The organism is Ideonella lacteola, from assembly GCF_038066555.1.
Taxonomy (GTDB): domain Bacteria; phylum Pseudomonadota; class Gammaproteobacteria; order Burkholderiales; family Burkholderiaceae_C; genus Ideonella; species Ideonella lacteola.
In genome coordinates this window covers 22494-43793 of sequence record NZ_JBBUTG010000024.1, presented here as the reverse complement: position 1 = coordinate 43793, position 21300 = coordinate 22494, and the positions used below count along the sequence as shown (strand labels likewise).

Below are 21300 nucleotides of genomic sequence, written 5' to 3'. Positions count from 1 at the left end.
ATGCGGGATGACGAGTTGTCTACCGGGTGGCCTGTGCGCGCATCCCCCGACTTGAGGATGCGCCACTTGGGATGGTTTCGGCGCCAATGCGGGTCACCTGCATAGCCGCGCGTTTCGCGTACTCGTCAATCGCGAGATCGCTAGAATCGCGCGGTCGAAAATGGTGGACCGGTTTCGGTGAGCCCCGGTCAGCTCAGTGCCTGAAAAGCATTGAGCCTCAATCCAACCCGAAAGGGTCGCGGACCACGACAGAAGGCGAACGTGCGTCGTTTTCTGTTCGATGGTGGGCGCTGGCAAGTGGCTGGCGTCGCAGTCCTTCCTCAGGGACTGGCCGCGATCGGCAGATACCTCGTGCGTTGACATGCGCCTTGAAGGCGCGTTCTTGTTTCATGTCGAGGTTCATATGCAACACATTCCGGTGCTCATCGTGGGTGGCAGGCTAGGGCGTGTTCACACTATGCAGCCCCGTGCGAACGGGTTGTCCAGGGATGCAGGGCAAGGCGCCCGACGCCGCCCAGGCTGGTGCCTGGGCAAGGTGGGCAACGCCGCCATGCGCCCTGGACGGCCCGTTCCCGAAGGGTTGCCACCAGAACCAGCCGCCCGCGGCGTTGCAAAGCCTCGCCGGGGCCGCACCCCGGCTTCGTTTTGCGCCTTGCGCTCGACCGGTTCTGATGGCAACGCATCGGGGCTGCATAGTGTGAACACGCCCTAGTCGGCTTGTCCGCTTCCCTTTTCCTCGCTTGGCGGGGCGTCCCCCACATCGTCATCGAGAAACACGAAGGCAGCGCCTTGCATCCGCGCGCCATGGGCTTCACGGAACGCACGATGGAGTACTTCACTGCCGTCGGTTTGGGTGGGCAGGTTCCGCAGGTGGCTCCCGGCACGCGGTTGCGCCGAGCGGTCGTCGAAAGCCTTGCCGGCCACTGGGGTCGCGAAACGTTGTGGACACCAGACGGCGGCGCTCCGGCCCGCGGGGATCTGGTCACTCCCCACACCGGCGCCGCCATACCCCAGGACAAACTCGAGCCCATACTTCGCGCCCGCGCCGCCGCCCTGGGATCGCAGTTGCTCCAAGGCACGGAGTTGACATCGTTCGAGCAAGATGAAGACGGCGTCACCGCGGTCGTCCGCAGTCGCCAGACCGGCGAGGAGCGTGCGATTCGCGCCGACTACCTGGTGGCCGCCGACGGCGCATCCAGCGGCATCCGCGAAGCGCTGGGCATTGCACGCGAGGGTGTGGGCCACCTGCGAACGGTGCACAGCGTTCTGTTCCGCTGCCCGGAGGCTGACCCATTCCTGGAGTGCGGCTTTCAGCAGTTCGAAATCGAACAAGGCGAGGTTCGTGCGTTCCTGACCAGTTATGGAGACGGGCGGTGGGTGCTCATGCGCACCGACGGGCAGGAGCTGGATGAGCTCCAGCTCGCCCCGTTCATTCGATCGTGCCTGGGCAAAGACTTCGCCTTCGACATCATCACGACCGGACGTTGGGAGATGGCCGGCCGCGTCGCCACGAAGTACAGCATGGGCCGGGTGTTTCTCGCGGGCGACGCCGCCCATCAGTTGCCACCGACCCGCGGCGGCTTCGGCGCCAACACCGGCATCGACGATGTCTGGAACCTGTCGTGGAAGTTGGCCATGGTCATCGATGGGACGTCGTCACCGGCGCTGCTGGAGACCTACGACGCGGAACGGCGCCCGATCGGATGGCTGCGCCATCAGCAGACTTTCGCGCGACCCGACTACGCGAAATGGCTGAAGGGCCCGATGGAACCTCAACCGTTGATGGGCGATGTGGCCATGGAGCTTGGTCAACTGCACCGCTCGGCAGCAGTCATCGGTGCTTCCGACGATTTGCCTCCCGCAGCGCATCCGTTTGACTGGGCCGGACAGCCGGGCGTCCGCGCCCCCTATCTGGAGATGACGACCTCAGCGGGCAGCATGTCCACACTGGATCTGGTGGGCAAGCAGTTCACCCTCTTCGCGGAGGCTTCCGTGTGGATCGAGGCCACCGCTCGCGTGAGTGCTTCGTCCAATGTGCCCATCCTCGCGGTGCATGTGGGCAGGGATGCGCAGGCGAACCTTGACGAAGTACATCAACGATTCGGCATGACGTCCGCGGGCGCGTGCCTCGTGCGACCCGACGGCATCGTGGGGTGGCGATCGGTGGGAGGCGTACCTGACGCGGAGGCTGCTCTGAGGACGGCACTGCACAAGCTGGCCTCTTTGCGGTAGTGTGAACGGGGCCGGGACGGCATCTTCCCTTGCAGGCCCAGGGCGCGACGCGCTGGCAAGGTCGGTGGCCGGAGGGATGCCATGCGCTACTGGCTCTTGGCGGGGGCCGCGACCCGCCACAAAAAAGCCGCGCCGGGGGGAACCCCGCGGCGCGGCCAAAGGAGCGAAAGATCGTGGGCGGCGAGGGGCCGCCCAGCCAGGCTTACTTGTTGGCGCAGAAACCGCCGTCGGTGTAGTTGGCGCCCGGTTGCAGGATGTTGTTCGGCGCAACGCCTTCGATCGTCATCGTGTCACCGGCCTGCGACCAGACCAGGTTCCACGCATTGCTGACCGTGCCGTTGATCTTCAGCGTGGCCTTCCATTGCACCGGCACCGAGTCGTTGTTGCTCACCTTGATGCTCGCGCAGTAGCCCTGACCCCAGTCGCTGGTCACGGTGTAGGTGGCCACGATCTTGTTGGAGATGGTCACCTGCAGGAATGCGCTGGCGATCTTCGAGCCCTTCTCGGCGTACATCCGGTTGGCCGTGGCGTCGGCGATCGGCTTGATCGCACCCTTGGCATTGACCACACCGATCTGCAGGCCGCTGTCGGTCGCATTCACCGCCTTGCCCAGTGCCAGCGGCCATTGCGTGGCGCTGGAGTTGGCCTCGGTGAGCACCAGGGCCGGGTTGGGCACGTAGTTGTCGGTGCCCGTGGTGAGCACGGTACGCACGTTGACCGAGTCATTGGCGTGCAGCGTGACCGGGGTGGTGGTCAGCGGGCCGAGGTCGGTCCACTTTGAGCCGCCCGTCGGTTTGTGCAGCAGGGTGCGCGATTCCGTGTCGGTCAGGCCGGCGGCGTTCTTCACCAGCAGCGAGATCTGCAGGTTCTCGTTCACCTGCGGCTCGGTCAGCACCAGCTTGGCCTTGGCCTGGTCGGCGTTGACGATCTTGGCCGACTTGAGGTCGTTCGGGTTCAGGCTCCAGGCGTAGGTGAGGCCCTTGCCCTTGGAGCCGCTGCCGTCCAGCACCACGGTGGTGGCGCCGGTGACCTCGGTGACGTCGGGCTTGAAGCCGATGACGGCGGTCGGCGGCTTGCCGGAGCTGCCTTCGTACTCGACGTCCACGCAGCTGTGGAAGCGCTCGTAGGTGAAGTAGTTGCGGCCCCACTCGCCGTACACCACATGGCGGCCCGTGCGGGCAGGCAACTGGCAGAAGGTGTGGAACAGCACGGTGCCCTTGTCAGGCACGACATCGGGGTTGCCGTTGGGCTTGGTGTCGTCGTAGGTCAGCGTGCAGAAGGGCTGGTCTTCGAAATCCGCCCAGGTCAACGCCTTGGTGGGCGACCACTGGAAGCCCGGCTTGGTGATGTAGTAGCGGAACTCCTGGGTGTCCGAGAAGTGCGGGCCCCAGGCGATGTTCCAGGTGAATTCCTTGCGGCCGGCGGTGACCTTGTTGGTGGGCCACTGCATCGGGGTGTCCCACGGGGTGGCGCCCTTGTTGAAGGTCTCGGCGTTGAAGCCGCAGACGTTCTCGGGCAGCGGGGTGACTTCAGCGCGGCCCTTGGTGTGGGTCAGCACGCTCATGAAGTTGTAGCTGCCGGTCATGTTCGTGTCGAACGCGGTCTTGCACTCAGGGTACTTGGCCGTGCCGTTGGCGATCTCATCGGGCTTGGTGATGGCGCCGCAGAACCAGTTGCGAGAGGGCGGGTCCTGGATCAGGCCATGGGCCATCAGCTGCGGTGCGACGACGAACGCCGCGGCACCGATCAGCACAGCCCGTTGGAGGGAGTGTTTCATGGAGGTCCTTCTGGAGAGGGAGGGGGAGGGAGAAAAGTGGTCAGCTGCAAGAAAAACCGGCCCGGTGGAGGCGTCCGGGCCGGTTTTGAGGCATCAGAGCTTGCAGATGTCCTTGTCGACGGGCGAGCCGTCCCACAGGCGCTTGAGGTTCTGGTACTTCTCGGTGTTCACGCTGATCCAGTCATCCTTCAGGATGCCGCCGGTGTCACCGCTGTTGGGGTTCCAGGCCCAGTAGAAGAAGTTCTTCGTGCCTTTGCACTTGAGCCAGTCGACGAAGGTCGTCTGCCAGACCTGGTCCTTGCCCATGAACTTGCCGCCGAACTCGCCCAGAGCGATCGGGTAGGTCGACATGAAGCGGCCGAACTGGTTCTCCCAGATGCGCGGCATGTTGTTGGGGAAGCCCGCGCTGTCGGCGAAGTAGGCCTGGTCGGCCACATCGGGGCCGTAGATGTGCGGTGACAGCACCAGCTTGTTGCGCGGGATCTTGGCCTCGTCGATCGGGAAGCACTCCACCGGCTCGATGTTGCCGCCCCACCAGTGGCCGTCCGGCGTCTGGCACGAACCGTTGTTGTCCGAGACGCCCTCCACGAACACCAGCACCTTCGGGTTGGCACCGTGCACCGCAGCGCCCGCCTTCTCGGCGGCCATCTTCCAGTCGTTCTCGACCTTGCCGGTGCCCCAGAAGGCGCCGGTGCCAAAGTCGGAGTGCGGCTCGTTCTTCAGGTCGATGCCAATGACGTTCTTCACGTCCTTGTAGCGGTTGGTCACGAAGACCAGGTCACGCGTCCAGTCGTCCTGCGTGTAGCCGGGGATCTGCGGCATCTGCGAGATGGCGTTGCAGTCGGGCCGATGGTGATCCAGCAGGATGTAGAAGCCGTTGTTGGCGAACTCCGCAATGATGCGGTCCATCGCCTGCAGCGGGGTCTTGCCCTGCAGATCGGGGTTCAGGTCATAGCGCACGCCGCCGCTGATGCTGGTGGCGGTGAGCGTCTTCGGGCAGAAGGGCAGGCGCACGGCGTTGAAGCCGAGGTCCTTCATCTGCTTGACCATGTCCTGGTAGCTGCGCGCCCACAGGCCGTGGACGATGCTGTCGGGCGTCTCGAAGCCAAACCAGTTGATGCCGTGCATCGACACCACCTTGCCCTTGGCGTCGAGGATCTTCTTGCCCTTGACGTGGAACGGGGCCTTGAATTCACCGGTGGAGGGGATGTGCAGGTCGTCTTGCGGCTGCACCACGGCTTCGATGCTGTCGTCGGCTGCGTCTTCAGCCCACTGCGCGTGCACCGCTGGTGCGAAGAGCATCGTGGCCGCGCAGGCCGCGGCGGCCAGCGCGTGGAGGGAGGGGAACTTCTTCATGGGTACTCCTTGGGTGTTGGTTTACTTGATGACGACCGTGCAGTCGTGGCCCGGCACCGAGGCGGCCGAGGGCACCGGCTTGGCGCCGGAGTAGCTGATCTGCATGCCAGCCGACTTGCTGGTGTTGGGCGGGATGTCCTTGTTGTAGGAGACCGGTACCAGGTTCACCTTGTTGCCAGTGAGCGTGAAGGTGCCGTCCCAGCTGTTGGTGATGGTGAAGGTGTTGGACTCGGTGAAGGTCGCCGTCCAGTTGGTCAGCGTGGAGGTGCCGCTGTTTTGCAGGGTCACCGTGAGCACCTGGCCAGAACCCCAATCGTTGCTCGAATCCACCGTCAGCGTGCAAGCCTCGCCGCCACCGGCCTTGGGCGTGGCGGTCACCACTTCCGAAGGCGTCTTGCCGGCCTTGTTGGTGGCCACCACCATGTAGTAGTACGGCGTGCCATTGGTCAGCCCGCTGTCGACGTAGGTGAGGGTGGCGCCATCGAGCGTGGCGATCTCGGCGAACGTGCCGTTGCTGGTGAGGCTGCGCTTGACCACATAGCCCGTGGCGCCATTGGCGGCGGGCCAGGCCAGCGTGACCTTCTTGTCGCCAGCGGTCGGCGTCACCACCGGCGCGCTGGGCGGCGTACCCCCCTTGCTGGGCTTGGCCGACACGACCTCAGACGGCGTGGCACCGGCGCTGTTGCGCGCAATGACCTTGTAGTAGTAGGTGGTGCCGTTGGTGAGGCCCTTGTCGACGTAGGTGGTGGTGGTCAGGCCCTTCTTGACCTTCTCGAACGGCCCGGCCGCCTTGGTGGCGCGGGTGACCTCGTAGGTCTTGGCGCCGTCGACCTCGTTCCACGTCAGCGTGACCTTTTCATTGCCAGCGGTGGCCGTGGCCTCCGGCGCAGCCGGCGGCGTGTTGGCCGTGGTGGCCGAGGCCACCTCGCTGTCGGCGCTGTCGCCGGTGTCGTTGTGCGCGCTGACGACGTAGTAGAAGGTCTTGTTGCCGGGCAGGCCGGTGTCGACGTAGGCGTTGTCGGTCGGCGAGCCCACCAGCGCGAAGGTGCCGGGGTTGCCGGTGGCCGAGCGCTTGACGGTGTAGCTTGTCGCATTGGCGGCGTCCAGCCATGCCAGCGTGATGGTGCCGACACCGCCCGCGGCCGTCAGGCCCTTCGGCACATCCGGCAGCGGCGGGGGATCACCACCGCAGGCCTTGGGCTCGGTGCCGAAAACGCGACGTCCGTTGTCGAACAGCGCGATCGTCGTCACCTTTGCCGTGCCACTTTGCGGCAGGCCGACGTAGGAGGGGTCGTTGGCCGGGTTCCAGTAGTTGCTGCCATCCGGCGCAGAAATGCGCATCTGCAGCTCTTTCTTGTAGGCCGACTGCCCACCCGGATAGATGTTGGTGCCGCTGAAGTCGCCGGTCGCGTAGTACAGGTTGGTGTTGCCGCAACGCTGCAGCTGCTTGACCGTGCCGCCGTCCGAGTAGGCCGACGAGACCTTGATCTCCGATGCGCTGTGGCCCGCGGCGATCACTTCGCTCAAGTCTACGTAGTAGCGGAAGCTGAGCTTGTCGGCATTGCGTGCCGGCCATCCCGAGCGGTTGTTCACCAGGGCCTTGACCTCGGTGTAGGTCGCACCCGAGCTGTTGATGCCAGCTTCGACGAACATCTCGTCTTCGGTGGGCACCTCAGCCTGCGGGAAATCAGGCAGCGGCGAGCTGCCCGGGTACAGCTGCTGGGCCGCGGCCAGCACGCCGGTGATGGCCGCGTTGTAGTCGGTGGCCACCTCGTTCGAAACGAAGTCGCTGATGCTGTCGGTGTACGCATCGGTGGAGCCGGGGCCGCCAACGAGTGCGCCGTACAGGGTGTGGCGATGGTTGGTGGGCACCGATTGGCTGTCCGACCACGAGCCGTGCGAGGTGCGATGGTGCGGGTGCTGGGGCGAGGCGGTGCCAAAGCCGATCAGGTAGCTACCCTTGCGCGGGTTGTCGCCCAGCGCGTAGTGCAGCTGCTTGGTGGCGAAGTCGCGGTAGAGCTGCTTCTTGGTCGAATCGGCCACGTCCTTCGCATACACCATGGCGAGGAACGACTCGTTCATCGCATAGCGCAGCGAGCCCCATTGCGAGAGCCAGGCCAAGCCGCCCGGGGTCATCGTGACGCGCTCGCCCTCGGGCGTGCCGGTGGTCCAGTAGGCGAGGTTGCGCTCGATCGCGTCGATGTACTTCTGCTTGCCGGTGATGCGGGCGAGCAGCAGGTACACGCCGTAGTGCTTGCTGTCCCAGTCCTGCGTCCACTTGTAGGGCAGGTAGTTCGTCTGCCCTTCGGTGCCGAAGCCGCCGGCGCCGGTGTGGACATACGACTCGGCCTTGTCGAGGTAGGCCTGTTCACCGGTGGCGCGGTAGAGCCACAGCGCGCCCCACGACAGCTCGTCGACATAGCCTGACCACGAGTTGTAGTACGAGGCCGCATCGGTGATGCATTCGGAATACTTCTGGCGCTTGGTGTCGGCCAGCGTGTAGAGCTGGCGCGCGTGCGTCAGCAGTTTGGCGGCGTAGGTGGCATCGGTGGCCTTGAAAACCATCGACGCCGCGGCCATGGCCGCCGCGGTTTCGCCGGCCAGGTCAGAGCCGCCGCAGGTGCTGTCGATCTTGTACGACGGTGCGGCCTTCGGGTAGACCTCGACCGGGCCCCACCAGCTGTGGTCGGTGCCGCCGTTGCCCACCTGGCCGTAGAACACGTTGGCCGAGGGGTGGGCTTTGATGAAGTAGTCGTTGACGAAGCGCAGGTTGCGCAGCAACGCGTCGTACTGCCCGGCGCTCTTGTGGCCGGCTTCGAATTCGAGGGCGCCCCAGGCGAGCTCGGTGGCGGTGAAGGCCATCGGGAAGCCGAACTTGACGTGGTCACCCGCGTCGTACCAGCCACCGGTCAAGTCCAGACCCACGTCGCTGCCGTCCGTCAGGCGCGAGTCGCCACGCCAGCTGACACGGTTCCAGTCGGGCTTCTTGCCCGATTGCTGAGCTTCGTAGAAGAACAGCACCTTCTGCAGCGCTTCGGCGTAGTTGTAGCGCGGAGCGGCCTCGGGGGTACTGACCGCCAGGGCGCGGGCGCGCACCTCTTCCGAGCTGGCGGTGGCCTGTTCTTCCTGACCCGAGCCGCCGCCGCAGGCGGCCAGCAGCGCGGCAGGGAGGGCTGCCAGCGCCAGGCGCGTGCGCCACGCCGGGCGCGTCGCCTGCGGCTGGCGGCGTGGCCACCCGCGAGGGCCGGTTGTCTGAAACTTCATGGGTTCACTCCTCGATATTTGCGCTATCTTGATAGACAGCGTTGTCATGGTGGGGCAAAAAAAATGGCTGACGCCCAGAGGTGAGTCAAGCCGGATGACCTGCCCGCCGTGTTGTCGTCGTGTCCATGGGCACCCCTCCGCGCCCTTATTTGCTCCGTGAAGCCCATGGCTTCACGAATGCGGTGCCGGTTGTATTCCCCCCCATCACCCGAGTCAACGGGGTCGCACCGTAGGCCTTACACACCGTCACATCGGTTTAACTGCGAGACGCCTATTCGCTGCGGCCGCCACAGCGAAACGGCCGATGAGACGTTGGTTCGTCTCATCGGCCGAGCGGGCGCGCCGGTGCTTGGCACTGGGGTGCGGCGGCGGGCTCAGTCCATCGTGATCCGGGCGCTTTGGACAATCTCGCGATACAGCGCGGCCTGGGGCTTGATGAAGCCGGGAAGATCTCGTCCGCTCATGGGTGCTGCCGTCACGCCCGCCTCCATCAACTTGGACTTCACTTCGGGCTGCGCCAGGGCATCGAGCATCGCCTTTTCGACGGACAGGACCACCGAGCCGGGCGTGCCCGCCTTGGCGAACAGGGCTTGCCAGAGCGGCAATGACACGCCATTCATGCCGTCTTCTTCGCCGATTCGCCGCACGTCCGGTAGTTGAGGCACACGGGCCGAGTCGGAGACCGACAGCGCCTTGATCCTGCCTTCCTTCAAGAACGGCAGGGCCGTCGAATAGACGAGCACCGCGCCATCGAGCTGATGGCCGATCAGATCGTTGACGATGGGGCGCCGCCTTTGTAGGGCACATGCACCATCGCCAGCTTGCCGCGCTCGCTGATGAGCGAGCCGAAGAAGTGCTGCATGGTGCCCACGCCGGGTGTGCCGTGCGTGACAGTGCGGCACACGGCCCCCCCCCAATCCAGAGGTCCTTCGTGTTGACAACGAGTACGGCCCCTTCGCAGACCCCTGCGCTCCGATTCCGTCAGCCGTTGTTCGGTCGGGGCTCTGCTGCACGCCGTCTGGTCTGAGGTCTCAGCGCCGACGCGCGGCATATCATGACAGCGCTGTCGGGTGCTCTGGTGGAGCCCGACAGTTCACCAACCCCTACGGAATCGGACAGCGGGCGATGTTTGTCGAAGTCAACGTTGCGGCTCCAGTGCCTCAAGCCACATGGGCTTGCAGGCGCCGCCGCGCATGCTGGGCCGCTGGCTGCAGCGGGAACGCTCGCCGTGTGGCAGGCTCTGCGTCGTCGCCAGGTACGGTTTTCGGTGGGGCAATGGCCTCAGGCGCCCCGACGTGAGCGCGGTCGGCCGGGCGACCTGGGCTGTTCGGGCGCAGTTCTTTGTGCTGGGCGCCATGTTCGCGACCTGGGGGGTGCATGTGCCCACCGTCAAGGCGCAGTACGGATTGGGTGAGCAGGCCCTGGCGCTGGCGATGCTGGCCAGCGGCGCGGGCGCGTTGTTGGCGTTGGCGCAGGCCGGGCGCATCGTGGGGCGATGGGGGCCGCGCTGCGTCGCAGGTGTCATGGGCGTGGCCTGCTGCGTCTCGGTGGGCGCCTTGTTGGCGTGGCCAGCCTATGCCGCCTTGCTCGTCGTGATGCTGGCCTTCGGCATCAGCGGGAGCCTGCTGGATGTGTCGATCAACACCGAAGCCACCGAGGTCGAACAGCGGACCGGCAAGCACCTGATGAGCGGCTTCCACGGCATGTTCAGTCTGGGCGGCATGGCGGGTGCGAGCCTGGGCGGCGCAGCCTCGGGCCTCGGTTTGACGCCGCAGTCTCATTTGCTGGCGGTCACCGTGGCCGGCGTTGTTTCCACGGTGGTGGCGAGCCGAGCGATGCTGCCGGTTCCAGACGACCATGTGCACACGCAGCAGCCGCTGAGCCTTCCACGAGGCCCGTTGCTGCTGATGGGCGTGCTGGCGGCGATGGGGCTCATCGCCGAAGGGGCGATGTATGACTGGAGCGTGCTGTTCATGCGCCAGGAGCGCGCGAGTCCATCCGGCCTGGCTGCCATGGCCTATGCCAGCTTCAGCGGCGCCATGGCCGCTGGCCGCTTCACCGGCGATTGGGTCCGCTCGCGGCTGGGGGGCGCGCTTCTGCTCACCGCCAGCGGCATCCTGGCCGCCCTCGGAATGACGCTGGCCCTGATGCTGCCGACGCCCGCTGCCGCTTTTGCTGGTTTCGCCTTGGTCGGTCTGGGCTTGTCCAATGTCGCGCCAGTGCTCTTCAGCGCGGCGACGCGGGTGCCCGGGGTGTCGTCGGCCCACGGCATCGCGGCAGTGTCGGGCGTCGGCTATCTGGGCATGATGGCCGGGCCGCCGCTGATCGGCGTGATCGCGGAGCATGCGTCGCTGTCGGCCGGCCTGTGGGTGGTGGTCGCGTTCGCGGCGTTCATGGCGATCTCGGCCAAGCGCGCCATGCCGCCGGGGTAGAGTGATTGCCTTCCGCCGCGCGCGCCACCGTCGGTATTCAGCATGAGATTTGAAGGCGTAGTGAGCTCCTGGAACGATGAGCGAGGGTTTGGATTCATCGCCCCGTCGCAGGGTGGCCAGGAAGTCTTCTTCCATATCAAGGCATACCCTCCCCAGGCCGGCAGGCCGCAGCTGGGCGAGGCCGTGACCTTTGGGATCGAATTGAATCCGCAGGGCAAGAAGAGGGCCGTCGAGGTTCGACTGGCACGGGCCGAAAGGGCTCACTTGAGGAAGGTGGCCCCTTCATCGGCCTCCTCAGCAGCGTCTTGGGGGACGGCCAGCTACTTTGCGGTTCCGGCCTTCATCTCCGTCTACTTCGTGGTGACGCTGTGGTGGCGCGTGCCGCTGTGGATCCTGGGGGTCTATGCCGGTGCGAGCATGCTGTGCTTTGCCTTGTATGCGATCGACAAGTCGGCCGCAGTGGCGCGGCGCCGGCGGGTTTCCGAGGCCACCTTGCTCGGCTTGGGATTGCTGGGTGGTTGGCCCGGGGCGATCGTGGCCCAGCAGGTGCTGCGTCACAAGTCGAGCAAGGCCAGCTTCCGTTCGGCCTTTTGGACCACCGTGGTGGTCAATGTGGGCGTCTTCGTCGCCATGAGTTCACCGTTGATCGGAGTGGTTCGCGCAGCGGGTTGAGGGCTTATCCTCGGGTTCCGCCGTGGCGGGTATCACTTCCAGGCATTCCCTAAACATTGATCTTCAGTTCTGTTTCATGCGTGCTGTCTTCGCCCTATCGCTTCTCTGGCTCATGACATCGGCCCAGGCGGTCGGCCCGGTGGTCGTTCCGCCGAACGAAACAGTGGCCGGCGTCAGTCAAACCGAGTGGTCGGTGCGCTGGTGGCAGTGGGCGTTTTCGTTCGAGCGGCCGCGCAGCCCCGTGGCGGACACCACCGGTGCGTTGTGCGCGAGCCGCCAAAGCGGTGAGGTCTGGTTTCTGGCGGGTACGTATGGCACTCGCCGCACCGAGCGGTCGTGCACCGTTCCGGCGGGCAAGGTGCTGTTCTTTCCGCTGATCAACTACGTGACGTTTCGCGCTGAAAACAGCGATGAATCCTGCGACTCACTGGCGCGCCGTGCGGCGCGGCTGACCGACAACCCCTCCGCGCTCATTCTGGAGGTGGATGGCGTTCGCTACGATTCGCTCGCCGCCCACCGGCTTCCGACCAAGTGCTTCAGCCTGGTCTCCGGCCAGCCGGCAGACGCCGTGGCTGACGGCTACTTTGTGGCGGTCGGCCCGCTGGCACGCGGCCAGCACGTCATCAACTTTGGTGGTGCGCTCCCCAGCATGCTTCAGGCGGTCACTTACACCTTGACGGTCGAGTAGCGAGGCGCTGCAGCGGGTCGGGAGGGGGCTTGCTGTCCGCTCAATGCGCCGGCAGCTGCGCGGCCTCTTCTTCAGGCATGGAGGGGCGGCCGGCGGCGCACAGGCGGGCGTAGCCGTCGAACACCCGCAGGATTTCGGCGAAGTTGATGGGCTTGGTGAGGTAGTTCTCGAAGCCGCCGTCCAGCGCATCCCGAATCTGCCCGGGCAAGGCATCTGCCGAGAGAGCCACCAGGTGCACGTGCGCGGTGGCGGGGTCTTCGCGCAGCGCCTGTGCCAGTTGCATGCCGGTGGTGTCTCCGAGGTTCATGTCGACCAGCATCAGATCGGGGGGCTGATGGCGGGCGATCTCCAGGGCTTCGGCACCGCTGGTGGCGTAGCGGAAGGAGATCGAGGGGCGCAGGGTGGTCACCTGGCGCATGAGTTCGATGTTCACCTCGTTGTCCTCGGCGTAGAGCACATCGAGCGGGCCGGCCTGGCCGTCGGCGCCGGCGGGCAGCAGCGGCAGCTTCGGTGAGCGCGCGGTGGCCAACGCGCGGGGCAGGGTGACGGTGGCGACCGTGCCCTGGCCGAACGTGCTCTCGATGCGCAGCTGGCCACCCATCACCTCGACGAGCTGTCGGGTGAGCACCAGGCCGATGCCGGTGCCCTCGATCGTGGAGCGCTCTGCCCCGAGACGGTTGAAGGGCTCGAACAGGTGATCCAGCTGCTCGGGCGTCATGCCGATGCCGGTGTCGGCCACGGTCAGCATGCAGCGGTCTTCGGCCGGTTGCAGCGACAACGTGACCTGCCCGTGGCGGGGGTTGTACTTGATCGCATTGCTGAGCAGATTGATCAGCACCTGGCGCAGACGCACCCGATCAGCCAGGGCCCACACGCCGAAGGCATCCAGCCTCGCCACGCGGGCGTCGACCACTGCGGGTGCCGTCGGGTTGATGGTGCGCTGCGTCATCGAGGTCTCGAGGCTGATGCCGCCGTCGCGCGCGAGCGGGGCGACCACCGCCAAGGCTTCTTCGGCCACCACCCGCGCGTCCACGGCTTCGAGCGTGAGCGAGAGCTTGCCCGATTCGACCATCGACAGATCGAGCACATCGTTCACCAGGGCCAGCAGGTGCACCCCCGCCCGCTCGATGTGCTTGACCCGGGCCCGGTTCTCGGTGTCGAGCGAGCGGCCCGTGTCGATGTTCATCAATTGCGCGAACCCGAGCACCGCATTGAGCGGCGTGCGCAGCTCGTGGCTCATGCGCGAAAGGAAGTGGTTTTTAGCGCGGCTCGAATGCTCCAGCGCCAGCCGCGCTTCGCGTTCCTTGCGCGCCGCGAGCTGTTCGCTGACATCGCGCAGCACGATGGTCATCAGCAGCCCCTGGTCGGTTTCCAGTTTCGACACAGTGGTCTCGGCCGGAAACTCTTCGCCATCGGCGCGCACGCAGGTCAGCTCTTGCACGGCGGCGGTCATGCCGGTGGCCGTGGGGCGCACGAGTTCCTGCAGCAAGGTGGCCAGCTTGGCACTGGAGGTGGGGGCGGTCAGCACGCTGAACGATTGGCCCACCGTGTCGGCCAGGGTGCGCTGGAAGATGCGTTCGGCAGAGCGATTGAAGATGACGATGCGGCCGGTGCCGTCCATCGAGACGACGGCATCCGCCACCGCATCGATCAGCTTGGCCAGGCGCACCTCGCTCTTGCGCAGCGCGTCTTGCGTGCGCACGCGCTCGCTGATGTCGAAGAAGGTGACCACCACCCCGATGGGGACATCGTCCTGCGACATCGGGTAAGACCAGTATTCCACCGGGAACGTCCGGCCATCTCGATGCCGAAAGGTCTCGTTCGACTGGTGGGTGGCTTCGCGCTGCTGCAGCGCGGTGTCGATGCGGCAAGCCTGGCTGGGCCAGGCGCCGATGCGGTGGCAGTCGGGGTGCACCAGCTCATGCATCGATCGCCCGACCACCTCCGCCTCCGACCGGTAGCCGAGCATCTTCAGGGCCGATCGATTGATGAAAGTGCAGCGACCGTCCGTGTCGACCCCGAACAGGCCCTCGGCGGCCGAATCGAGCAGTTGCTGCAGCAGGTTCTGTCGGCGCTGAATCTCATGCTCGGCCAGTTCGCGCTCACGCAGGCTCTGCCGGATGATCACGAGCCCGATCAGCGACAGCAATCCCGCCACGGCCACATTCATGCCGATCACCCAGCGCTGGGCTTCACGAGACGCGGTGGCCAGCTGATCGGCGAAGCGTTGCTCCAGGCCCGTCAGGCGCGTGTTGATGCGTGAGGCCTGCGCCCGCACCTCGGTGACCAGGCGCGGGTCGCGTTGGCCGTTGTGCAGCGAGCTGTGCAGCGATTCGGCCAACTTCTTCATTTCATCGATGGCGACATCGCCTTCGCGCCAACTGGCGATGGCACCGGCCATCAGGCGTGAATCGTGGAACCACCGGTACATCCAGATCAGGCCGTCGATGTCGTCGGGGTGGTTTCCACCTGCCAGGAAGCCGGCGCGGGCGCGTTCGTAGTCGGGCCGCGGCAGGTCCATCGCCTCGCGCGCCACGCGGTCACCCAGCGGGGCCGCCAGCGCGCGCATGAAGGCCTGGTAGTCCTCTTCGTGCCCGAACTCGGCGTAGTCCAGCAGGTGGATCTGCGCGTCTTTCTGGCCCTTGGAGTACAGGCTCTCGCCGTTCGAATACGAGCGCACCGCCGACATCACCTGGATGCTGAAGATGGCCAGCGAGGCCTGCAGCGTGATGGCCGTGCCCAAAGAGACAGCAACCGGCCAAGACCGGCGGCGCTGGGTCACGGGGGCTCGCATGCTGATACCCGTCGGTGTCGACAGGTCTCCTCAGGTGGCGGATGCGGCGTGGCGGGTCATCGCGGTGCCGTCGGCGGCCGGGTCAATGCCGCTCGCGGGCTTCGGTGCTGGCCTGCGGTGTCTTGGGTGGCAGCGTGATCGCCGTCCCGCCTTTTTCCAGGCACTTGTCGAGCGCCATCTTCATGTAGCCGAAGCTGGTCATGACCCGTGACCGGATCAGCTCGAAGTAGCGCGGATTCGGGTTGTTGCCCACCAGGGTACAGATGATCTCCAGCGCTTCCCAGGGGTGCGTGTCGTCGTACTTGGCGTGCAGCTTCAGCCACTTCATCGCTCGGGTGCGAATGTCTTCGGGAAAGCCCAGCTCGTAGTGATCGAGCTCGCAGACCCAGGCCGACCAATCGCCCGTGGCGCCCTCGATCGCATAGTTGGTGGCGGCCATGCCTGCAGCGAGGGAGTCGCGTTCGCAGGTGTGCCAGCACCAGTGAGACAGTGCATGGGTTTCGGGTGGCATCTCGCCGTAGACGAGATCGTCGCGGGTCAAGCCCACGCCTTCGGCCCAGGCCAGCCAGTGGTCGGCGTGGTTCTGTTCGACCCGGATGTTGCGGATCAGGTAGCGGCGCGCCTCTTCGTGCCCGTGCGCTCGGCCGAAGCCCACCTTGAGCAGGTTCAGCGCCATGTACTGAGGGAACTGTTCGATCACTGGCCAGATGCCCACCAGGAAGCATCGGCTCTGCGCGGGCTCAAGCTCACCCTGGCGCATTCGAAGGAACAGATCGTGGTGCGTGACGCTTCTTCGGGCGCCAGCGCAGTCGTTGGCGAGATCTTGTGCCCATGTGGGGTAGCTGCGGATGTCCGTCAGCTCCCCGCTTCGGGCGAACGTGTCATTCATACCCGGCCCCCTGAGTGGCCTTCTGAAAGCACAAGTGACAGTCAGGCCACCAAACCACTCTACTCAATCAGCATCGTCGATGCAATCGTTTAGATGAGGGGCGTTGCAATGAAATGACCTTAGACCAAAGGGGGTATGCGAATCGGCTTGCGAATTTCAGTGGCCATTCATCGCCGGCTCGTCGGTTGTTCAGCGCTCGGCCAGGCCCAGCAGCGCGCGCGCTTCGGCCGGGGTGGCCACAGGGCGGCCGGCGCGCTGCGCACACGCGGCCAGTTGCTCGATCAACGGCCCGTTGCCGCTGGCGCGTGACCCATCAGGCAGGTAGAAGGTGTCTTCGAGGCCACTGCGCAGCATGCCACCCAACTCGGCCGTTTGCTGGTGCACGGGCCAGATTTCGGCGCGGCCGATCAGGGTGGTCTGCCACAGGGCACCCGGTGGCAGCCAGCGGGGCAGCAGCGCCAGCAGATCGCCGTCGCACGGCATGCCCGAGGCCACGCCCATCACGAAATTGCATTCCGGAACAGCGCCCGCTGGCAGCATGCCCGCCTTCACATACATCGCCACCGACCGAAGGATGCCCACATCGAAACATTCGAACTCGGGGTGGGTGCCGCACTCGGCCATCACCTCGAGAAACTGCTGCACCTTGGCCACCGGGTTGTCGAACACCATCGGTGGCCACGCCCACTGGCCGTTGTCCTTCAACTTGAGGTAGTTGAGGCTGCCGGCATTGCACGCGGCGATCTCAGGCTTCACGCGGCGGATGCAGGCGGCGGGGCCGGAGATGTCCTTGCCGATCACGCCGGTGGTCAGGTTGATGATCACGCCCGGGCACGCCGCGCGGATGGCCTGCACCACCGCCTCGGCAACCTCCGGGTCCCAAGTCGGCATGTGGCCCTGGCCGGGCTCTTGCGAGCGCAGGTGCACATGCATGATGGACGCGCCGGCGTTGAAGGCATCGCGCGCCTGCGCAGCCATCTGCTCGGGGGTGACAGGCACCGGATGCTGCTTCGGATCGGTGAGCACGCCGGTGAGCGCGCAGGTGATGATGGCCTTGTCGTTCATGGGGTGTCGGGTGGTGGTCTGTAGGGACACGGCGTCACGCCGCGATGTCCAGCTCGATCATCAGTGCGCCGGCCGAAACGGCTTCTCGTTCGCGGGCGTGAACGGCGCGCACGGTGCCATCGGCCTGCGCGTTGAGCCACATCTCCATCTTCATCGCCTCGACGCACACCATCGGCTGGCCGGTGGCGACGCGGTCGCCCGGCTTGACCAGCACCTGCGCCACCACGCCGGCCACGGGGGCGCGGGCCTGGCTGGGGTCTTGGTCACGCCGGGCCTCGGGATTGGCAGACGGTTCGCTGAAGATGAAGTTCGCGCCCTGGTGGGCCAGGTGCCAGGCACCCTCGCTGTCTTGCACGGCCGCCACGTCGCAGGCGATGCCGTCGATCGACAGGCGATGCCAGCCCGCGCCGGTGGCAAGGCACTCGATGCGGTGTTGCCCGTCTAGCTCGACCACGCGGCCGTCTCGCCGCAGCTTCCAGCGCCGACTTTCGCCCTGGCATTGAAGCTCAAGCGTCTGCGTGGCCACGCTCGCGGGGCGCCACGAGTTGCCGCCACCATCGGGCACTGAAAGGCCGGCCGCCAGCGCGGCGGCGGCCATCCAGCCGCGTTCATCGGGGGCCGGGCGGTGGACGATGGCCTCGCCACGCGCTGCCCATTCGTCGAGCCGGGTGGTGGTGAGCTGCGCATTCGCGAAATCGGGGTGTTGCAGCAGGTTGCGCAGAAAGCGGCCGTTGTGGGTCAGCCCGATGAGCGGTGCATCGTCGAGCGTGGCCACCAGGCGCCGGATGGCGTCGGCCCGGTCGCGGCCGTGCACGATCAGCTTGGCCACCATCGCGTCGTACCAGGGCGAGATCTCTGCGCCCTCGGCAATGCCATCGTCGATGCGCACCGACGAGGTGGGGCAGCCCGGCGCCTGGCCCAGGGCCACTGCCAGCGCGGGTTGCCAGTGCAGGATACGGCCGGTTTGCGGCTTGAAACCGTCGCTCGGGTCTTCGGCGTAGAGGCGGGCCTCGATAGCGTGGCCACTGAAGCGCACGCTGGCCTGGCCTTCGGGCAGCCAGTGGGCCAGCGGCTCGCCAGCAGCGGTGCGCAGTTGCCACTCCACCAGGTCGAAGCCGGTGATGCACTCGGTGACCGGGTGCTCCACCTGCAGGCGGGTGTTCATCTCCAGAAAGTAGTGGTTCAGCTGCGCGTCAACGATGAACTCGACCGTGCCCGCGCCCACATAGCCCACGGCCAGCGCGGCAGCCACCGCATCGGCCCCCATGCGAGCCCGCATCTCGGGTGTGACGACTGGCGAGGGGGCTTCTTCGATCACCTTCTGTCGGCGCCGCTGGGCGGTGCAGTCGCGCTCGCCCAGGTGAACGGCGTGGCCGTGCGCATCGGCGAACACCTGGATCTCGATGTGCCGGCCGTTTTCGATCAGGCGTTCGAGCATCAAGCGGTCATCACCGAATGCCGACTGTGATTCGCGGCGGGCACCCGCCAGCGCGGCCGCCAATTCGCCGGCGGCATGCACGAGGCGCATGCCGCGTCCGCCACCTCCTGCCACGGCCTTGATGAGCAAGGGGTAGCCCAGCGCCTCGGCCTCGGCCGTCAGGCGGGCGTCGCTTTGGTCTTCGTCGCCCAGATAGCCGGGCGCGCAAGGCACGCCGGCCGCGCGCATGCGCCGCTTTGCACCGGCCTTGTCGCCCATGGCTTCGATCGCCGAGGGCGGCGGGCCGATGAAGACCAGCCCCGCTTCGGCGCAGGCCGCGGCGAAATCGGCCCGCTCGGAAAGAAAGCCGTAGCCCGGGTGGACGGCATCGGCGCCGGTGCGCCGAGCCGCCTCCAGCAGCGCCGGGATGTGCAGGTAGCTTTGCGCCGCCGGGGCCGGGCCGATGGGCACCGCTTCGTCGGCCAGGGCGACATGCGGCGAGGCGGCGTCGGCCTCGCTGTAGACCGCCACGGTGCGGTAACCCAGTGCGCGGGCCGTGCGGATCACGCGGCACGCGATTTCGCCGCGGTTGGCGATCAGGATCTTGCTGAATGACATCGTAGGCGTCATCGGGGGGCCCAGCTCGGTGCGCGTTTCTGCAGAAAGGCCGTGGTGCCCTCGGTGCCCTCGGGGCCGAGGGCGGCCTGGGCAAAGACGGTGGCGGCCTCGCCGATCAGGGCCGAGGCGGGCTGCAGCCGGGCCCGGGCGATCAAGGCCTTGCTTGCCGCCACCGCGTGCGGTGCACAACGCAGCACATCGGCGAGAACCCGATCGACCGCGTTACCCAGTTCCTCGGGCGCGTGCACCTCATGCACCAGGCGCAGCGCCAGGGCCTGCCGCGCGTCCAGCTTGCCGCCGGTGACGGCCAGGCGACGTGCTTCGGCGTAGCCCAGGCGCTCGACCAGGAAGGGGGCGATCTGCGCCGGCACCACGCCGAGCGACGTCTCGGGCAGGCGGAACTGCGCGGTCTCGCTGGCCAGCACCACATCGGCCACGCAGGCCAGCCCGAAGCCGCCGCCCATCACCGTGCCTTCCACGGCCGCGATCACGGCGATGCCGGTGCGAGCGAAGGCCACGCACAGCTCACCGAAACGTGCGCTGACACCCGCGACCGCCGCGGCGCCGTCGTGCGACATGCGGGCAGCGGCCATGTCCTTCAGATCGCCGCCTGCGCAGAAATGGCCGCCGCTGCCGCGCAGCACGATGGCGCGCACGTCACCGGCCTCTTCGGCATCACCGAGGGCGGCGCGCAGTTCGCCCACCATCGCGAGCGACATCGCGTTGCGCGCTTCTGGCCGATCCAGCGTCAGGTGCAGCACACGGCCGCTGGCGCCGCCGGGCGCGCGCTCGCTCTTGACGAGTAGCACCACGTCAGCCCTCCTTACGTGGGCCGGGTGTGCGGGCGCCGGCGAGGGCGCTCACCGGGCAGGCGAGCGGGCCGCGCATCAATGCGCCCCCTTGGGCAGGGTGCCTTCGAGCTTGCAGATGATGCCGAGCATCACTTCGTCGGCGCCGGCCCCGATGGAGATCAGGCGGTTGTCGCGCCAGGCCTGCGAGATGGGGTTGTCGATCGTGTAGCCCATGCCGCCCCAGAACTGCAGGCAGCTGTCGGACACCTCGCGTGCGAGCCGGCCGCACTTCAGCTTGGCCATCGAGGCCAGGCGTGTCACGTCTTTGCCGGAGATGTACTGCTCGACGGCCGAGTAGGTGAGGGCGCGCAGCGCCTCGACCTCGGTGCGCAACTCGGCCAGCCGGAAGTGCACCACCTGGTTGTCCAGGATGCTCTTGCCGAAGGCGCGGCGCTGGCGGGTGTACTCGATCGTCTGGTCGATGAGGCGGTCGAGGTTGCGCAGTGAGGTGCAGGCGCCCCACATGCGCTCTTCCTGGAACTGCAGCATCTGGAAGGTGAAGCCCAGCCCTTCCTGACCGATGAGGTGGCGCTGCGGCACGCGCACGTTGTCGAAGAACAGCTGCGCGGTGTCCGACGAGTGCATGCCCACCTTGTGGATCTTCTGCTTGGTGATGCCGGGGGCGTCCATCGGCACGACGATCAGCGACTTGTTCTTGTGCGGACCGCCGGCCTCCTCGACCGAGCTGGTGTTGGCCAGCAGGCAGCACCAGTCGGCTTTCAGGCCGTTGGTGATCCACATCTTGCTGCCGTTGATGACGTAGTCCGAGCCGTCCTTGCGCGCGGTGGTCTTCACGGCGGCTACGTCCGAGCCGCCGCCGGCCTCGCTGACACCCAGGCAGCCGACGTAGTCGCCGGCGATCGTCGGGGTGAGGAATTCGCGGCGCAGCTCATCCGAGCCGAAGCGCGCCAGGGCCGGGGTGCACATGTCCGTCTGCACGCCGATGGCCATCGGCACGCCGCCACAGGTGGATTCACCCAGCGCCTCGGCCATCACCGCCGAGAAGCTGAAATCGAGGCCGGCGCCGCCGAACTCTTCCGGGTACTTCAGGCCGAGCAGGCCCAGGTCGCCCAGCTTCTTGAACAGCTCGTGGCTGGGAAACTCTTCGGCCTTCTCCCATTCGGCGATGTGGGGGTTGATCTCCTCGCGCACGAAGCGCAGCACCGTGTCTTGCAGTGCGCGATGCTCCTGGGTCAGCTTCATCGGTGTCTCCTGGGTGTGTGTTGTCGTGTCGTGGATGGCGTG

Annotated in this window: 15 protein-coding genes and 1 pseudogene; 5 read left to right on the top strand and 11 right to left on the bottom strand. The window is 66.5% G+C overall.

Annotated features, from left to right (window positions below):
- Nucleotides 1-717 precede the first annotated feature (717 nt).
- Entirely contained in the window at nucleotides 718-2232 is a 1515-nt protein-coding gene (locus AACH06_RS24705; RefSeq protein WP_341428461.1) for an FAD-dependent oxidoreductase, read from the top strand.
- Between the two features lie 202 nt (nucleotides 2233-2434).
- Here AACH06_RS24705 and AACH06_RS24700 read toward each other — a convergent pair whose 3' ends face one another.
- The 5 genes from AACH06_RS24700 to AACH06_RS24680 all read right to left on the bottom strand — a co-directional run bounded on the left by AACH06_RS24700 (nucleotide 2435) and on the right by AACH06_RS24680 (nucleotide 9533).
- Nucleotides 2435-4009 carry a lytic polysaccharide monooxygenase gene (locus AACH06_RS24700; RefSeq protein WP_341428460.1) on the bottom strand — a complete coding sequence of 525 codons (1575 nt, stop codon included), beginning with the start codon at nucleotides 4007-4009 and terminating at the stop codon, nucleotides 2435-2437.
- A 93-nt stretch (nucleotides 4010-4102) separates the two neighbouring features.
- Complete coding sequence (locus AACH06_RS24695; RefSeq protein ID WP_341428459.1) at nucleotides 4103-5365, bottom strand: glycoside hydrolase family 5 protein; 1263 nt, start codon at nucleotides 5363-5365, stop codon at nucleotides 4103-4105.
- Nucleotides 5366-5386: 21 nt separating this feature from the next.
- Nucleotides 5387-8629, bottom strand: coding sequence for a glycoside hydrolase family 9 protein (locus AACH06_RS24690; RefSeq protein WP_341428458.1), 3243 nt, complete (start codon nucleotides 8627-8629; stop codon nucleotides 5387-5389).
- 374 nt (nucleotides 8630-9003) lie between these two features.
- Complete coding sequence (locus tag AACH06_RS24685; protein ID WP_341428457.1) at nucleotides 9004-9372, bottom strand: tripartite tricarboxylate transporter substrate-binding protein; 369 nt, start codon at nucleotides 9370-9372, stop codon at nucleotides 9004-9006.
- 23 nt (nucleotides 9373-9395) lie between these two features.
- Nucleotides 9396-9533, bottom strand: a complete 138-nt coding sequence (locus AACH06_RS24680; protein WP_341428456.1) for a hypothetical protein — start codon at nucleotides 9531-9533, stop codon at nucleotides 9396-9398.
- 391 nt (nucleotides 9534-9924) lie between these two features.
- Between AACH06_RS24680 and AACH06_RS24675 the strand changes: the two genes are divergently transcribed.
- The 4 genes and pseudogenes from AACH06_RS24675 to AACH06_RS24660 all read left to right on the top strand — a co-directional run bounded on the left by AACH06_RS24675 (nucleotide 9925) and on the right by AACH06_RS24660 (nucleotide 12421).
- Nucleotides 9925-11061 carry an MFS transporter gene (locus AACH06_RS24675; protein ID WP_341428455.1) on the top strand — a complete coding sequence of 379 codons (1137 nt, stop codon included), beginning with the start codon at nucleotides 9925-9927 and terminating at the stop codon, nucleotides 11059-11061.
- A 42-nt stretch (nucleotides 11062-11103) separates the two neighbouring features.
- Nucleotides 11104-11289, top strand: a pseudogene (locus AACH06_RS24670) (cold shock domain-containing protein); the annotation flags it as partial.
- A 45-nt stretch (nucleotides 11290-11334) separates the two neighbouring features.
- Nucleotides 11335-11733 (top strand): DUF1294 domain-containing protein, encoded by a 399-nt coding sequence (locus AACH06_RS24665; RefSeq protein ID WP_341428512.1) that lies wholly within the window; start codon nucleotides 11335-11337, stop codon nucleotides 11731-11733.
- A gap of 22 nt (nucleotides 11734-11755) precedes the next feature.
- Nucleotides 11756-12421 (top strand): hypothetical protein, encoded by a 666-nt coding sequence (locus AACH06_RS24660; RefSeq protein WP_341428454.1) that lies wholly within the window; start codon nucleotides 11756-11758, stop codon nucleotides 12419-12421.
- A gap of 40 nt (nucleotides 12422-12461) precedes the next feature.
- Here AACH06_RS24660 and AACH06_RS24655 read toward each other — a convergent pair whose 3' ends face one another.
- From AACH06_RS24655 to AACH06_RS24630, 6 genes are all read right to left on the bottom strand, one after another.
- Nucleotides 12462-15215 (bottom strand): PAS domain-containing hybrid sensor histidine kinase/response regulator, encoded by a 2754-nt coding sequence (locus AACH06_RS24655; RefSeq protein ID WP_341428453.1) that lies wholly within the window; start codon nucleotides 15213-15215, stop codon nucleotides 12462-12464.
- 82 nt (nucleotides 15216-15297) lie between these two features.
- Nucleotides 15298-16104, bottom strand: a complete 807-nt coding sequence (locus tag AACH06_RS24650) for an iron-containing redox enzyme family protein (protein WP_341428452.1) — start codon at nucleotides 16102-16104, stop codon at nucleotides 15298-15300.
- Nucleotides 16105-16293: 189 nt separating this feature from the next.
- Complete coding sequence (locus AACH06_RS24645) at nucleotides 16294-17169, bottom strand: beta-keto acid cleavage family enzyme (protein WP_341428451.1); 876 nt, start codon at nucleotides 17167-17169, stop codon at nucleotides 16294-16296.
- A gap of 34 nt (nucleotides 17170-17203) precedes the next feature.
- Nucleotides 17204-19204 (bottom strand): ATP-binding protein, encoded by a 2001-nt coding sequence (locus AACH06_RS24640; protein ID WP_341428450.1) that lies wholly within the window; start codon nucleotides 19202-19204, stop codon nucleotides 17204-17206.
- Nucleotides 19205-19212: 8 nt separating this feature from the next.
- Entirely contained in the window at nucleotides 19213-20016 is an 804-nt protein-coding gene (locus tag AACH06_RS24635; protein WP_341428449.1) for an enoyl-CoA hydratase/isomerase family protein, read from the bottom strand.
- Between the two features lie 75 nt (nucleotides 20017-20091).
- Complete coding sequence (locus tag AACH06_RS24630; protein WP_341428448.1) at nucleotides 20092-21258, bottom strand: acyl-CoA dehydrogenase family protein; 1167 nt, start codon at nucleotides 21256-21258, stop codon at nucleotides 20092-20094.
- Between the last annotated feature and the right edge of the window lie 42 nt (nucleotides 21259-21300).

What these genes read in the sequence shown, in the direction of transcription:
- AACH06_RS24700 (WP_341428460.1), bottom strand. Translation starts at nt 4,009, where the DNA reads ATGAAACACTCCCTCCAACGGGCTGTGCTGATCGGTGCCGCGGCGTTC.
- AACH06_RS24695 (WP_341428459.1), bottom strand. Translation starts at nt 5,365, where the DNA reads ATGAAGAAGTTCCCCTCCCTCCACGCGCTGGCCGCCGCGGCCTGCGCG.
- AACH06_RS24690 (WP_341428458.1), bottom strand. Translation starts at nt 8,629, where the DNA reads ATGAAGTTTCAGACAACCGGCCCTCGCGGGTGGCCACGCCGCCAGCCG.
- AACH06_RS24655 (WP_341428453.1), bottom strand. Translation starts at nt 15,215, where the DNA reads ATGCGAGCCCCCGTGACCCAGCGCCGCCGGTCTTGGCCGGTTGCTGTC.
- AACH06_RS24650 (WP_341428452.1), bottom strand. Translation starts at nt 16,104, where the DNA reads ATGAATGACACGTTCGCCCGAAGCGGGGAGCTGACGGACATCCGCAGC.
- AACH06_RS24645 (WP_341428451.1), bottom strand. Translation starts at nt 17,169, where the DNA reads ATGAACGACAAGGCCATCATCACCTGCGCGCTCACCGGCGTGCTCACC.
- AACH06_RS24640 (WP_341428450.1), bottom strand. Translation starts at nt 19,204, where the DNA reads ATGTCATTCAGCAAGATCCTGATCGCCAACCGCGGCGAAATCGCGTGC.
- AACH06_RS24630 (WP_341428448.1), bottom strand. Translation starts at nt 21,258, where the DNA reads ATGAAGCTGACCCAGGAGCATCGCGCACTGCAAGACACGGTGCTGCGC.